Source organism: Marinobacterium sp. YM272 (assembly GCF_050908845.1).
In the GTDB taxonomy this organism is placed as follows: domain Bacteria; phylum Pseudomonadota; class Gammaproteobacteria; order Pseudomonadales; family Balneatricaceae; genus Marinobacterium_D.
The window spans coordinates 3,641,890-3,656,905 of the sequence record NZ_CP194171.1 but is presented as its reverse complement, the minus strand read 5'-3'; the positions used below and the strand labels follow the sequence as shown (position 1 = coordinate 3,656,905).

Annotated in this window: 9 protein-coding genes; all 9 read right to left on the bottom strand. The window is 60.5% G+C overall.

What is annotated here, in order from left to right; translation table 11 throughout:
- Positions 1-62: 62 nt before the first annotated feature.
- Positions 63-1,121 (bottom strand): AraC family transcriptional regulator, encoded by a 1,059-nt coding sequence (locus ACQUQP_RS16305; RefSeq protein WP_432696090.1) that lies wholly within the window; start codon positions 1,119-1,121, stop codon positions 63-65.
- 37 nt (positions 1,122-1,158) lie between these two features.
- Positions 1,159-2,163, bottom strand: a complete 1,005-nt coding sequence (locus tag ACQUQP_RS16300) for a HupE/UreJ family protein (protein ID WP_432696089.1) — start codon at positions 2,161-2,163, stop codon at positions 1,159-1,161.
- The gene (locus ACQUQP_RS16295; protein ID WP_432696088.1) at positions 2,144-3,010 is read right to left on the bottom strand and encodes a peptidyl-prolyl cis-trans isomerase; all 867 of its coding nucleotides are present in this window, start codon (positions 3,008-3,010) and stop codon (positions 2,144-2,146) included. The genes ACQUQP_RS16300 and ACQUQP_RS16295 overlap by 20 nt, the downstream gene beginning before the upstream one ends.
- 3 nt (positions 3,011-3,013) lie before the next feature.
- Positions 3,014-4,888, bottom strand: a complete 1,875-nt coding sequence (locus ACQUQP_RS16290; RefSeq protein WP_432696087.1) for a DUF3604 domain-containing protein — start codon at positions 4,886-4,888, stop codon at positions 3,014-3,016.
- A 78-nt stretch (positions 4,889-4,966) separates the two neighbouring features.
- Complete coding sequence (locus tag ACQUQP_RS16285) at positions 4,967-6,778, bottom strand: DUF3604 domain-containing protein (protein ID WP_432696086.1); 1,812 nt, start codon at positions 6,776-6,778, stop codon at positions 4,967-4,969.
- A gap of 181 nt (positions 6,779-6,959) precedes the next feature.
- A complete protein-coding gene (locus tag ACQUQP_RS16280) occupies positions 6,960-10,469 on the bottom strand; it encodes an indolepyruvate ferredoxin oxidoreductase family protein (protein WP_432696085.1) in 3,510 nt (1,169 codons plus the stop codon).
- A gap of 48 nt (positions 10,470-10,517) precedes the next feature.
- Entirely contained in the window at positions 10,518-11,351 is an 834-nt protein-coding gene (locus ACQUQP_RS16275) for a universal stress protein (protein ID WP_432696084.1), read from the bottom strand.
- Entirely contained in the window at positions 11,344-13,761 is a 2,418-nt protein-coding gene (locus tag ACQUQP_RS16270) for an efflux RND transporter permease subunit (protein ID WP_432696083.1), read from the bottom strand. The genes ACQUQP_RS16275 and ACQUQP_RS16270 overlap by 8 nt, the downstream gene beginning before the upstream one ends.
- Entirely contained in the window at positions 13,758-14,915 is a 1,158-nt protein-coding gene (locus tag ACQUQP_RS16265) for a WD40/YVTN/BNR-like repeat-containing protein (RefSeq protein WP_432696082.1), read from the bottom strand. Before ACQUQP_RS16265 ends, ACQUQP_RS16270 begins: the two co-directional genes overlap by 4 nt.
- Between the last annotated feature and the right edge of the window lie 101 nt (positions 14,916-15,016).

Genomic DNA, 15,016 nt, shown 5'->3' with positions numbered 1-15,016 from the left:
GCCGGGTCCTGGTACAGAGTCCGAATACAGCCAGTGTCGGCACCGATATCCCGGCTACCGGCCTAAATGGCGATTTCACTATGCTGTTGACGCCATTGTTGAGGTGAGAGGCCACTCCAGCTCTTAAAAGCCCGGGAAAAGGCGCTCAGTTCTGAATAGCCCAGCTGCAGTGCCAGGTCGGTCACCGGCGTATCGGTGTTGGCCAGAATCTCTTTGGCGCGTTCATAGCGCACCTCCTCCAGCAGTGTTCTGAAATCGGTGTCGATCAACTTCAGTTGCCGTTGCAGGCTGCGGGTATGCAGGCCGAGCAGGCCCGCCACCGAGGCGGCGGAGGCTTCGCCGGTGGGGATCAGGTCATGGATCAGCCGCACTACCTGATGTTTAAGCGGGCGGGCATGACTCTGGCCGATCCGGGTCAGAAACGACTCAAAATAGAGCCTGACACGATCGGATGCCGGTGCCGGTGGCTTGCTGAGGAAAGCGGCGGGAAAACTGACGCTGTTTTCCTGGCTGCTGAAGCTGGGAGTGAGCCCCAATAGCGCGGCATATTCGCACACTGGAGCCAGGGGCTCATGCCGGAACCGGACACCGCTGATTTTCATGCCGGCGGGAGCCAGCGAGCGCAGCACATTATGGATACGACCGATACCGAGCTCCATCAGCTGAGTTAAGTCGATATTCCGGTTCATCCGCACATCGTAGATCAGGCGAGCCTCACTCCCTTGCTGCACAAGCTCCAGTTGCACACCCTGGGCATGAAAGTGCAGGTATTTTTGCACCACGCCCAGGGCCTCGCCGAGGCTGGCGGACTGACTGGCCATCAGTCCCAGTGGACCCAGGGCTTCAATGCCGTGGCGCAGGGACAGAGTCAGCGAGAACAGCGGGTAACCGGATTCCCGGGCGGCGTGATACAGCACGCGAACGCAGCTCTCGTAGGGGATATGCAGATCCTGTGAGCGCAGCACAGCGGGTCCGAGGTTTTCTCGGGCCAGCATCTGCATCGGGTTGATATGGTGTCGCCTGCAGAGTTCCGTAAAGCCGGTCAGAACGCTGCTGCGGGCCTGGAGTATCGCTGTGTGTTGTGCCGTTTCGTGCCGGTTTTGCACTGTCGCGTTTGTCACCTGCCTGACCTCGTTTATTCCTTTAATCCGGGCCGGCTTAAAAACCGGCGATGCGTTCAATGGTCCAGAACGCCGCGAGTGAACCGGTACTGTAGATCAGCAGTTGCTGAAATCCAGCCAGCGGGAAAGCTTGCCAGCGTCGTACCAGGAAGAAGAGCATCATAACAGCGCCGACAAACGCCACCTGGCCGATCTCCACACCAATATTGAAAAACAGCAGGGCGGTGGTCAGTTCGGTCTGTGGCAGACCGATATCTTGCAGCACCGACGCAAAGCCGAATCCATGAATCAGACCAAACAGCATTGAGACCGCGACCGGATAGCGCCAGGCCAGAGTGTGCCTGCGGTCACGCACGATCTCTGAGGCCAGAAACAGAATACTCAGTGCGATCACCGCTTCCACCGGTGCGATCGGCAGCTCGACAACCCCAAGCGTGGTCATCACCAGCGTCAGTGAGTGTGAAAGTGTAAAGCCCGAGATGGTTATCAGTGTTCGCTTGAAACTGCCGGAAATGATCAGCAGGCAGAACAGGAACAGCAGGTGATCCCAGCCGATCAGGATATGTTCGACCCCCAGTACCGTGTATTCGCTGATTACCGCCGAGGTACTCTGCTCGGTGGGAATCTGCCAGCGGCTTTCACTGGGCGACAGCAGTGTCTGATAGGTGGCACCGGAGTTGAAGCTGGCACGGATCAGCGTGGTGATCGACGGGTTGAACTGCGGGTAGTTGATCTCCAGCTCCTGCCCGGCCAGTGAGCTGGCGCAGCTCAGCTGGATAATCAGGCCAAAACGCTCATGGCTGCAGTTGTCCGGCAGGGTCAGAAACGGGCGGTTGCCCGCTTCCACCGAGGGCGGTACCTGCATTTTCAGACTGTACTGATGATCGACTGGCACCCTGTTTTCAAAGTCTGGTTTATCCAGCTCGGTGATCTGAATGTAAAGCGGCCGGGCATCATGAGCCTGAGCTGTTGCTGATACGAGTAGCGCGCCCGGCATTAAAAGCACACAGGCGAACAGCAGCTTAAAGACGGTATTCAACATCGTACTGCTCCACTATCTGTTGAATCGCCAGTTCCTGTTTCTGCTGCTCCTGGGCGCGACGGAAATCCTGCTCGACCCGCGAGCGTACCTCTGCAAGCTTTGGCACCCGGCCCGAGCGGTATTCACTGAGCATCACCAGATGCTGGCCATGGCTGGAGGCGATGGGGCCCTGCCAGTGCTCGTTGTCCGGCGATAGCTGCGCCAGTTGGGCGCGGAACTCCTCGCCGAAGTGACTGGCGATAAAGTCCGGCGTGCGCTCTACATAGTTGCGGTTATACAGAAAGCGATCACCGAAGCCGGTTGCAGAGGAGAAACCGACCGCCTGATCGTTGAGCTGTTTCAGCAACGACGAAGCGCGTCCGGCATTGTCGGCAGGATCCCCTTTGATAAACACATGGGTGAAGGTGTAGGAGGGCTCCTCGTAATAGTCCTGGCGATGGCTGTCGAAATAGCTTTCTACCGCGCCGGGCTCGACACTGACCACCTGCTCGGCCACGCCCTGGGCGATAAACTCCAGTTTTTGCACCGAGCGACGCCGGATGATGTAGTCATTTTCGGTCATACCCAGCGCCTGAGCCTTACGATAGAGCGCCTCTTCACGCACATAGTCATGGATCAACTTGTCACGCTCGATTGCCGGCATGGTGTCGAGCCGCTGGTTGGCCTGCTCGGGCTGGAACTTGGTGGAGCGGTACTGCATGAAGGTCAGCAGGGCATTACGGTCAACCACAATGGTGTGTTGATCCAGGGCTGCGTCCGGTGATTTAAACTGGTCGTAGGCAGCGAACAGCGCGGCCCCGATCAGGCTGAAGTGAACCAGAGGGTCTCTGATCAGTTTGCTTATCATCGCTTAGTTCTCCGCGTTCGGCGTGTACCAGATGGGGGAGGTGTAGGCGCGCTCCTGGATGGCGTCCGGCATATCGCTGTCGAGCTGGGTATCGAAATGCTTCTCGTCGTAAGTGGTCCAGCGCGGTGTCGGGATCTGCAACACGCGCGCGTAGTAGAAGGCGCGCTCGGACGGATCAAACTCCGGATCGGTCCAGACGCTGCTCAGCTCCGCCGCGCCGATGCTGTTGGTCCAGGTCGCCGCATCACTATCCACGGTATTGCCGACACCAGGCAGCTTGCCGTTGGCCTGCGCGACGCGGTTATCGCTCCAGGCGATGTCATAGACCTTCTCCTGCAGGCTGCCGTCGCGGTCATGCCAGCCCTTGATGATCTGAACCCGGTCCAGGTTGGCGCCGTCAGGATCGCGGGCTGCCGCCACCATGAAGGAGGGCGCGCGCCCTGCAGGTGCGCGAGTCAGGTCGCCCCCCATAGGCACGCCCCTGGTATAACCGCGGTCCACGTAATCGGGGTAGCTGACCTCATCCTTGGCAAAGTCCCAGCCACCGAAAAACCTGACGCTTATGCGCGGGCCGGTGGACGCGTAGGTTTCCCGGCGCTTGATCGCATCGAACAGCGCCTCGCGGGTGTTTTCGGTAGCCCAGACGGCGGCATAGCCCGAGGCCACCGATTCGTCGATAGTCAGGCCATACACCTTGCCCTGCTTGCCGACGGTATAGCCGGCAATCTCGCCGCGTTTGGCGCTGGGTTCAAACAGGCTGAACTTGCCCCAGAAGTTGTTTTCTTCCACTGCGGAAAGACTGGTATGGGCGTCGGTGCTGCCGATCATGCCGAACTTGAACGGGTTAACGCCCAGTTTGGCTTCCTGCTCCAGGCCGAGCTTGAGCGCGGAGCGGGCATACTCGAACGCCAGCATATCGTCTGTTTTAACGGCATTGGCGGTGAGATTGCCCTTGTCCCATCTTTCGAAGTCGGCAAATTCGTCGTTGGGTGACAGCTTGGGGTGGGTTTCGCCATCGCCCTTTATCTGAGTGACCTCGGCCACCGGCTCCCAGCGGCTGCGGGTTTCCGCATAGGCGCGGCTGAGCGGTTCGCCATTGCGGTCGGTGAGCGCGAACATCTGGCCGTTGCTGACGTTGCCGTTATGGGGAATCGCCAGCACCCGGCCGCCGGTGTTGTCTTCGTAGTCCTGGAGAAATTTCCAGAGATCTTCCGGGTCCTCGCTGTCAAAAGCGGAGAACGGAATGATTTGCCCCGCCTTGCTTGCATCATCGGCAAACATCACCACCCGATGCAGGTTGTCGCCGCCGGGCATGGTGGTCCATTCGTAGCCGATAAGCGCGGTGAATTTGCCCGGATCGTTGTATTGGTCTGCGGCCGCCGTGATCGCGTCCCAGGCGGTGCGCTCCACGGACGCGTTGACCATGCTTTTGTGGTTTTTGGCGATATCGACATTCATTTCGAGCAGCGCCTTGAGCTGTTCATCCGGGCCACCATTCAGGAGTTCGGCCCAGCGCGCACCCACAGGGTCGCCGAGTACCTCCGGATTTCCGGCGGATACCATCGGTACCAGCCCCAGGTATTCGGCATGATCGGACACCATCAGGAAGTCCAGCGGCCGGTTGAGCCTGGCAATCATGCCGTTGTGAGCCCGGATCTCCTCGCCGCGGGCAAAGCGGTAGGCATCTTCCGGAGCCAGTCCCTTGTTGCCCATCATCGCGGCGTCAAAGGAGTAGGAGGTGTGCAGGTGGGTATCGCCCCAGTACACCTGCTGCGGGTAATCCTTGCCCGCCATCGGCGAGTAGGATCTCTCCCCCGCCTGGATGGCGGAGGAGAGCAGGGTGGCTGAGATGATGACCGAGAGTGTTGTTTTTATCATTGGCATACTCTCTAAAAGATGGTCGGTAATAGATGGCTGCTAGTAGGTGGCTAGCTGGGAGCTGCCCTCAGTCGAGAATCAGGGCGTGTACCAGATCGGTGAGGAGTAGGCGCGCTCCTGGATCGTGGCCGGAAAGTGAACCTCATCCTGGGAGCGACCCAGCGCTACGGCGTCGAGCATGGTGTGGCGCGGCGTCGGGATCTGCAGCACACGCAGGTAGTAGAAGGCGCGCTGGCTGGCATCAAACTCCGGATCCTGCCAGACGGTAACCAGCTCTTCATCGCCAATGCTGTTGCTGTAGTGACCGGTCTCCAGGTTGACGGTGTTGCCGACCGGTTGGGTGTCGGCTCCCAGGTCCTCACGACCATCCGAGAGTGCCACGTTGAACACCTGCTCATGACTCTTGCCCTCGGCATCCAGCCAGCCCTTGACCAGCTGCACACGGTCCAGGTTGGCGCCTTCCGGATCCTTGACCGCCTGGATCAGGAAAGAGGGTGCCTTGCCCTCCGGTGCCTGGCTCAGGTCGCCGCCCATGGCAACGCCCTTGCGGTAGCCCAGCTCAGCCAGATCATTGTTGCCGGCATCCTTGGCAGCGAAGTTGAAGCCGCCAAACAGACGCACCTGCATGCGCGGACCGGTGGTGGCGTAAACCTCCTTGCGTTTGAACGCGGCGAAGATCTCCTCGCGGGTGTTCTCCTCGGCCCAGACCGCCACCATGCCGGCCGCGGACATGCTCCAGCCATCGGCGTGGGGAGTGGTTTCCTTGTCCAGGTTCTCGGGGATGGAATCGATACCGAACTTGCCCCAGAAGTTGGGCTCGCTGGCGGTGGTCAGGCCGGTGTGGGAATCGGTGGAACCGGCCATGCCAAACTTGTACGGGTTGGCGCCGACTTTGGCATCAATTTCCAGGCCGCGCTTCAGTGCACTGCGGGCATAGTTACTGACCTGATCGACCTGGGCCTGGTCGTCGCCGGCACCGAAGTTCATCACATGTTCGAAGGTTTCGAAATCCGCAAACGTATCCTCGGGTGACAGGCTCGGATGGGTTTCGGAGTCGCCCTTGATCTGAGTAACTTCCGCCACCGGCTCCCAGCGCATGCGGGTGCGGGCATAACTGGCGCTGATCGGGTGGCCATCGCTGTCCACGTCGTTGAACATCAGGCCGTTACTGATATTGGAGTTGTGCGGAATCGCGACAAAATCGGCACCGGTATCAGTGGAAGTCGTATCGAGCCAGTTCCAGAAGTCTTCGGGGCGATCGCTGTCGGCCGAAGAGTAGGGCAGAAACTTTTCGGCAACCTCACCGCCCTTGTCGGTAAACACAATACGGTGCAGGTTGGCGCCACCTGGCATGGAGGACCATTCCCAGCCGATAAAGGTGGTGAACTCGCCGGGCTGGTTGTTATCTTCCGCCGCCTTGATGATCTTGTCCCAGATCGGCTGGCGGATCGCGTTGGTCAGCAGGTCCTGGTAGGGCGCACCTTTGACCAGCGCGCCGGCAGCATCATAGTAAACCGATTTGGAACCCTGGGTATCCCACAGCTTGATCAGGTTCTGGCCGTTCTCGGCGCCGTCCAGCAGCGGGCTTTTATCGCGCACCAGCTGCATCAGCCCCATGTATTCCGCGTGGTCTGCCACCACCAGGAAGTCCAGCGGCCGGTTCAGCTGCACCCGGGTACGGTTATAGGGGTGGATCACCGGCAAGCCCCGGGCAAAGCGGTAGGCGGTGTCGGGATCCACCGACTCGTTGCCCATGGCAAAGGCGTCACCGGAGTAGGAAGTATGCAGGTGGGTATCGCCCCAGAACACCTGGGTCGGCGCGGCGATAGCAGTGTGTGAGGCGGCGCCGGCGAGTGCGGCAATCATGGATGCCAGGAGGGTTTTCTTCATGAAAAAGGGCTCCCCTTTACGGGTTGATAGGTGCTCAGGGGCACCTGTTTTTATTTTGTTTAAGGGTAAGGAATCCCAGGCAGCGGGATTTGACAGAATATGAAAGCGTTTTGACATTACACGACAGCGTGGCCGTATGGACTGCGTCAGCCCCTGCTGGAGGAGCTGACGCCGATGCCCATCAGGTCGCTTCGTAGAACAGTTCCTTTTTGTCGGAGGCGATTACATTCCGGGCGCTTTTGAAGTCGGCCAGCAGCACCTTGCGCTGCGCTTCCGCCTGCTTGATCGCGGTCTCTTTGACATGACCGTAGCCACGGATGCCGGCGGGCAGCTCGGCGATTTTTACCGCCAGGTCATAGTTTGATTCGGTCATCTGATCGAGCAGCTCGGCGATCGTCTGGCGATACTCGGCGATCATCTGACGCTCCTTGCGACGCTCGCCGGTATAGCCGAACGGATCAAAGGCGGTGCCGCGCAGGCCTTTCAGCTTTGCCATCAGGCCGAACGCCTTGAGCACCCAGGGACCGAACTCCTGCTTGCGCAGGTGGCCGGTTTGCGGATCGCGGCGGTTGAGGATCGGCGGTGCCAGGTTGAAGCGCAGCTTGTAGTTACCCTCGAACTGCTGTTCCAGACGCTCCTTGAAGCGGCCATCGGTGTAGAGGCGGGCGACCTCGTATTCATCCTTGTACGCCATCAGTTTGAAGTAGTTGCGCATCACCGCGTCCGACAGCTCGGTGCGGCCTGGCATCTTCTCCTGCTCGATCTTATGCACCTGGTTAACCAGCTCCCTGTAGGTTTCTGCATAGGCGGTGTTCTGGTAGGCGGTCAGGTGATCGATACGGCGCTGCAGCGCCTGTTCCGGCGACTCGGCTACATCCGGTTTGCTGGCGTTAAGCTGCGCCTCGATCAGCGGTGTGATGCGGTTCATGTCGTGGGCGGCGACGCGGCCCAGGCGGAAGGCGTTCTGGTTGAATTCGATGGAGACCTTGTTGATCTCGATCGCCTTCAGGATCGCTTCTTCGCTGAGCGGCAGCCAGCCCTTCTGGAAGGCAAAACCGACCAGGAACATGTTGGACGCGATGCTGTTGCCGGTGAGCGCATTGGCGATCTTGGTAGCGTCGATGCTGCACAGATCGTCCTGCAGGGCTTGTTTCAGTCCACCGAGCAGCGGCTGTGTCGGCAGTTCGAAGTCACGCATCAGCTGCAGTACCGAGGTGGCCACCGGGTCGCTGTTAACCACACACTTGGTGTGGTTGGTGCGAATGGAGCGCATCGAGCTTTCGCTGGCGGTCACCACCAGGTCGCAGCCGATAATCAGGTCGGCATCCGCCGGGCCGATCGGCAGGCTGGTGATGTCGCTCTGGTTGTGGCCGATACGCAGGTGGCTCTGTACGGCGCCGCCTTTCTGGGCGAAGCCGGTCATGTCGTAGATCGAGATCGACTTGTCTTCCAGGTGGGCCGCCATGCCCAGCACCGCACCGATGGTAACTACACCGGTGCCGCCGATGCCGTTGATCATCACCGTGTAGCAGTCGTCGAATTCCGGCCGCAGCGGATCGGGCAGGCCGTCGAACAGTGACTGGCCGAGGCTCGCGGTTTCCGCCTTGCGCAGCTTGCCACCGAGAACGGTGACGAAGGAGGGGCAGAAGCCGTCAACGCAGCGGTAGTCCTTGTTGCAGGTGGACTGGTCGATAACACGCTTGTTGCCGAACTCGGTCTTGCGAGTCTGCAGGCTGACACAGTTGGCCTGTACCGAACAGTCGCCACAGGCTTCGCACACCTGTTCGTTGATGAACATGCGCTTGTCCGGATCGGGGAACTGGCCGCGCTTGCGCCTACGCCGCTTCTCGGCGGCGCAGGTCTGATCATGGATCAGTACGGTAACGCCCGGTATTTCTCGCAGTTCGCGCTGCAGCCGGTCCAGTTCACGGCGATGGTGAATCTGCGTGCCCTGGGCAAAGCTTGGCTGGTTGCGGTACTTGTCCGGATCGTCGCTGGTGACCACCACGCGTTTCGCGCCGAGGGCGGTCACCTGCTCGCTGATCTGCTGCGGTGTCAGCTGGCCTTCCGCCGGCTGGCCGCCGGTCATCGCCACTGCATCGTTGTAGAGGATCTTGTAGGTGATGTTGGTTTTCTGCACCACCGCCGCATGCACCGCCAGCAGGCCGGAGTGGGTGTAGGTGCCATCGCCCAGGTTCTGGAATCGGTGCTTGGTATCGACAAAGTGGGACAGGCCCACCCAGTTGTGGCCCTCGCCACCCATCTGGGTCGGGAAGCTGGTGTTGCGGTTCATAAACCCGGCCATGGCGTGACAGCCGATACCGGCCATCGCCTGGGAGCCCTCGGGCACCTTGGTGGAACTGTTGTGCGGGCAGCCGGAGCAGAAATAGGGGATACGCACCAGTTGCGGGATGATCGCGCCACAACCGCCGGTAATACTCGCAAGATACTGGTCGCAGCTGGCGCGGATGGCGTCATCGAGCAGGCCGTTGGCGGCGAGGCGGTCACGCAGCAGCGCCAGGATCTCATGGGGTGCCATACCGCCATAGGTTTTCTGGATCGGTTGACCCTGTTCATCACGTTTGCCGATCAGGCGGGGACGCCGCTCATCCGGCCAGTTGAACAGCTGGTCGGCGATCTGCGGTTCCATCACCGGCTGTTTCTCTTCGATCACCAGCAGTTCGTCATGTCCCTCGGCGAACTCCGCCAGCCCCTGATCTTCCAGTGGCCAGACCATCGCCACCTTGTACAGGCTGATGCCCAGGGCGCGGGCCTTGTCTTCATCTATACCCATCAGCTGGAAGGCGCGCAGGATATCCTGATAGACCTTGCCGCTGCTGACGATGCCGAGCTTGCGCTGCGGTGCTTCCAGGGTGATGCGATCCAGCTTGTTGAGCCGCGCAAACGCCTTCACCAGCGGTATACGGGCGCTATAGGCCATACGCTCGGCGGTGGCGGCGGGTCCCAGGCCGCCGGTGGGCGGTACAAAGTGTGCCTCCGGCGGAATATCCAGACCTTCCGGGTCCCGGGTTATCGACTTGTCCGGGTCCAGTTCCACGGTGGCCGTGCCTTCGATGGTTTCATTGACCACTTTCAGCGTGACCCAGGCGCCGGAATAACGTGACAGCGCCCAGCCGATCAGACCGTAGTCGATCACCTCCTGAATGGTGGAGGGGTAAAGCACCGGGCTGCCGTGGGCGATCATCTCCGGCTCGGAGTAATGCGCAATGGTGGACGACTTGGCTACATGGTCGTCACCGGCGATAAGCAGTACGCCGCCCTTATGGGAGGCGCCAAAGAAGCTGCCGTGCTTGATCGCATCGCCGGAGCGGAACACACCGGGGCCCTTGCCGTACCAGATGGCGAAGACACCGTCGTATTTTTTCTCCGCTTCGGCCTCGATCTGCTGGGTGCCCCAGACAGAGGTGGCCGCCAGGTCTTCATTGACGCCGGGCTGAAACACGATGTCGTGAGCATCGAGCAGCTTTTTATTGCGGCTCAGCTCCATGTCGTAGGTGCCGATGGGCGAGCCCCGGTAGCCGGTAATATAGCCAGCGGTATTCAGGCCCTGAGCCTGGTCCCGCTGCTTCTGCAGCAGCGGCAGCCGGACCAGTGCCTGGTTACCGGTCATGTAGACCGTCCCGCGCTCTTTGGTGTACTTGTCGTCCAGAGAAACCTGTTTAAGCGTCATGGTCTGTACTCACTGTTGGTTCTTGTTATTTGGTGCAGCCGATGCCACTCAGGCGGTTTCAGGCAGCGGCGGAACCACCAGCACATCGCTGTTCACCCGTTCCAGGATCTGCTCGCCGGTATTGCCCAGCAGTACCCCGCTCAGTCCCGCCCGCGCCACCGTACCCAGCACCACGAGCCCGGCATTGAGCTTTTGCGCCTGCTCAGGAATCAGTACTTCCGCCGGTCCCTGAGCGATATGCACGTTCGCGATCGGGACGTCGTAGCGGTGTGCCAGCTCAAGGGCTGTTTCCCGGTAATGCGCGGCAGGGCTGTCCGGGTACAGCTCCGGATGCATCGGGTTCTGCATTGGTGCGGGTTCTGCGCTGAACAGGCAGAGTTCCACCGACAGGCGGTGGCTGATATCCCGCGCCAGATGCAGAATGCGGTGACCCAGCGCCAGGTGTTCCGAATCCCCGGGCTGGGCTTCGATGGCGGCAAGCACAGGGGCATCGGCCTGGTGTTGCGCCTGTCTCACCATCAGCACCGGCGTCTGACTGGTGCGCAGTAATTTCCAGTCCAGCGGCGTGAACAGGGAGTCGGTCAGGCTGGTGGACTGTGGCTCTTTCAGCAGCAGATCGGTGCCGTGCTGATGCTGGGCGACCAGCACCGCATGCTGCAGGTTTTTCTCTGACGCCTGTTCAATAGCGCAATCCAGCCCCCGCGCGCGCAGCTTATCCAGCTGCGCGTCGACCGACGCTCGACACCTTTCAGCGGCCGAGCCGGCTGGCAGCAGCGCCGTGATTCGATCTCCGTCAGCGGCGATCCGCGCCGCCTTTTGCAGCGCAATCTGCGTTTCGGTACCGGGGTTGATCACCACCAGCAGGTTGTTGAACTCACGCATGGGATACCTCGCAGACCGGCTGTTCGCGCTTCTCGCAGGCCGGTGTTACCGGCTGCTCTTCGCGGACCGGCTGACGCTTGATCAGGAAACTTGCCAGGGCCGGCAGGAACACCAGTGCGCCGATCATGTTCCAGACAAACATGAAGGTCAGCAGAATCCCCATATCGGCCTGGAACTTGATCGGTGACCAGTACCAGGTGCCGACACCTATACCCAGGGTCAGGCCGGTGAAGGCCACGGCCTTGCCGGTGGTTTTCAGGGTGTTGAAGTAGGCCTGGCGCAGGCTCTGACCCGCCTTCAGGTAGGTTTCCAGCTTGCTGTAGATGTAGATGCCGTAGTCCACGCCGATGCCGACGCCGAGGGCGATAACCGGCAGGGTAGCGACCTTGACGCCGATCCCGAGGCGCGCCATCAGTGCCTGACACAGCAGGGAGGTCAGTGCCAGCGGCAGCAGGATGCAGGCCACGGTGCGGATGGAGCGGAAGGTGATCAGGCAGAGGAAGCCCACCACCGAATACACCCAGATCAGCATTTCGTACTGGGCTTTCTCGATAACGATATTGGTGGCCGCTTCGATACCGGCGTTACCGGCCGCCAGCTTGATGGTCAGCGCATCGCTGTTGTACTTGGCGGCGAAGGCCTCGGTCTCCTGTACCACTGAGGCAAGAGTCTCGGCCTTGTGGTCATTCAGGTAGACAAACACCGGCATCAGGCTGCAGTCGGCATTGAAGCTGCCCCGCGGCGCGGTGATCGATGCCTGGTTCAGCAGTGCCTGGTTACGGTTTAGCGCCATCCACTTGATGTTGCCCTCGTTGTAGCCGGTCATCGCCCGCTTGGCCACGTTCACCATGGAGTTGGCGGACTGCACACCCGGCAGCTGTTGCAGACGCCACTGCAGCTGATCCACCACATCCAGGGTGTGGTAATCGGAGCATTTGTCCTTGGCGGTCTGCACCATGATCACGAAGATATCGGTGCTGGTGGAATAGTTCTCGTTGATGAAGGCGTTATCCAGGTTGTAACGCGAGTCCGGGCGCAGCTCCGGCGCACCGGCATCGAGATCGCCCACCTTCAGGCCCTGGCTCTGATACACACCGAGGCCCACAAGGCCGAGGGCCACCAGGATCATCAGAGCGGCCTTGGGGCGCTGGGTAAAGCTGGACAGCAGGTTCCAGATCGGATGCTTGCCGTGCTCCTCGATCTGCTGCTGTTTTTTCACCGATGTCTGGCTGACGCCGACGTAGGACATCAGGATCGGCAGCAGAATCAGGTTGGTGAGGATGATCACCGCCACACCGATACTAGCCGCCACGGCCAGATCCTGAATCACCGCTATATCGATCACCATCAGCGTGGCGAAGCCGACACCATCACTGATCAGGGCGATGATGCCGGGCACGTACAGAGAGCGGAACGCCAGGCGGGCCGCCAGCTCCTTGCCGGCGCCGCGGGCACTTTCATGACCGATGGCGTTGATGATCTGTACACCGTGGCTGACGCCGATGGCAAACACCAGGAAGGGCACCAGCATGGAGTAGGGGTCGAGCCCGTAGCCCAGGGTTTTCAGCAGGCCCAGCTGCCAGATCACGGCGATCACTGAACACATCAGCGGTACGATGGAGCTGCGCAGGCAGCGCGAATAGAGGTACAGCAGCACCAGGGTGATCGCCAGCGCCATGGCAAAGAAGATCGCCACCTGGCTGGCGCCATCGATCAGGTCGCCCACCACCTTGGCAAAGCCGGTGATATGGATCTTTACGCTGTTGCTCTCGTACTTGTCACGAATCAGCTCTTCGAGCTGGCTGGAGAACTGCTGGTAATCGATCGGCTCGCCGGTATCGGGGTTAAAGTCCAGCAGCGGGGCGTAGATGATCGCCGATTTGAAGTCGTTGGCGACCAGAGAGCCGATGCGGCCGGATTTGAGGATGTTGGTCTTGAGCTTTTCCAGCTCCTCGGGGGAACCGTCATAGGTATCGGCGATCACCGGACCGCCGGTGAGGCCATCTTCGGTGACCTCGGACCAGCGCACGCCGGAAGCCCAGATCGACAGCAGATTGGCGCGGGCAACCCCGGGAATGTAGAACACCTCGTCGTGGATCTTCCGCAGGGTTTCCTGAAACTCCTTGTCGAAGATATCGCCGTTGGGGTTTTCCACCGAGATACGGATGGCATTACCCAGGCCCGCCAGGTCATCCTTGTGCTGGATGTAGTTGGCGATATAGGGGTGCGACGCCGGAATCATCTTCTCGAAGCTGGCTTCGGGCTTGATGGTGCTGGCCTGATAGCCGAAGAACAGCGTGGCCGCCAGCATCAGCAGGATGAGCAGTGGACGGTGATGGAAGAAGATACGTTCGACGATCGATTCGGTGCCGGACAGCCCGGTCGTCGAGATCTGTTGTGGCTTGTTCACTGTTGTTTACCTCCGCTGACAGTCGCCGCATGAACGCCATGAGCGCCTGCGATCAGCAGCTGTTTCTGTTCACTGACCAGTACCTTGCTTTGCGGCAGACGGGCCGGATCCCGGTCGGTGCCTAACACCTGGCCGCTGGCGTCGATATGCAGGGACACCCCGGCGGCGCCCACCAGCACCACCGAGCCATCGTCGAGCAGGGTGCCGCTGAAGAGGGTGGCGTCGACGCCGGTATCGATGGTCTCCCAGGAGTCGCCCCAGTCGTCGGACTGAAAGGCGTTGCCGCGCAGGCCGAAGGCGATGATGCGGCCCTGGTCACTGCCGGTAATGCCGAAAAACGAGCCGTCGTAGGGGCTGTCCAGCATCTGCCAGCTTTGGCCCCAGTCCGATGAGCGGTAGAGATTGCCGGCTTCGGCGGCGATATAGAGCTGATCGCCGATCCGGGCGATGGCGTTGAGGTGGAACAGGGAGGGGTTATCGATACGGTCGAACCAGGCCGACCAGGTTTCGCCACCATCGGTGGTGTGCAGAATCAGGCCGAAACCACCGATGACGATGCCCTCGTTACGATCCTTGAACCAGACATCAAGGAAGGGGCGGCTCGGTCCCTCGTCAGCGAAAGCTTCGGCATCTTCGGCCATGTAGGTACGATCTTCCAGATCGAGCTCCAGCGTTTCCCGCTGCTCCTCGGGGGCTTTTTCGATCGCCTCTTCCAGCTCGGCCAGACGTGCCTGCGCGCGTCCCAGCATCAGTTCGTTGGCGCGGTTGCCATCCATGACGGCACGCCAGTTGCGACCGCCATCCTCGGTTTTGAGCACAACACCGTCATGGCCCACGGCCCAGCCAAACTGATCGTCCACAAAGAAGGTGTTGGTCAGCGTCACGCGAACCGGGGCCAGCGCCTGTTGCCAGGTGTTAGCTTCATCGGCGGAGATCAGGATATGGCCGCGCTCACCGACAGCAACTAGGTTGCTGCCGACACGTTCAACATCCAGCACCATTCTGCTGGCTGCCAGGTCAGACTTCAGTGCCGGCTCTTTCAGCGCATCACCGGCCACCGCGCTGCCGGAGATAGCCAGGCCGATCAGCATGCCCAGGCTGGATTTTGTAAGCCGGGGTTTTATCCCGGTCAGGGACTGAGTGTGCGTTTTCATAGGCTTATTCTTTTTATCGGAATTATGAAGCTGGCTGTCGCCACTGAGATTCAGACAATCGGCCGCCATTCCGGCAATACGCTCTGCTGGAACGTATTCCC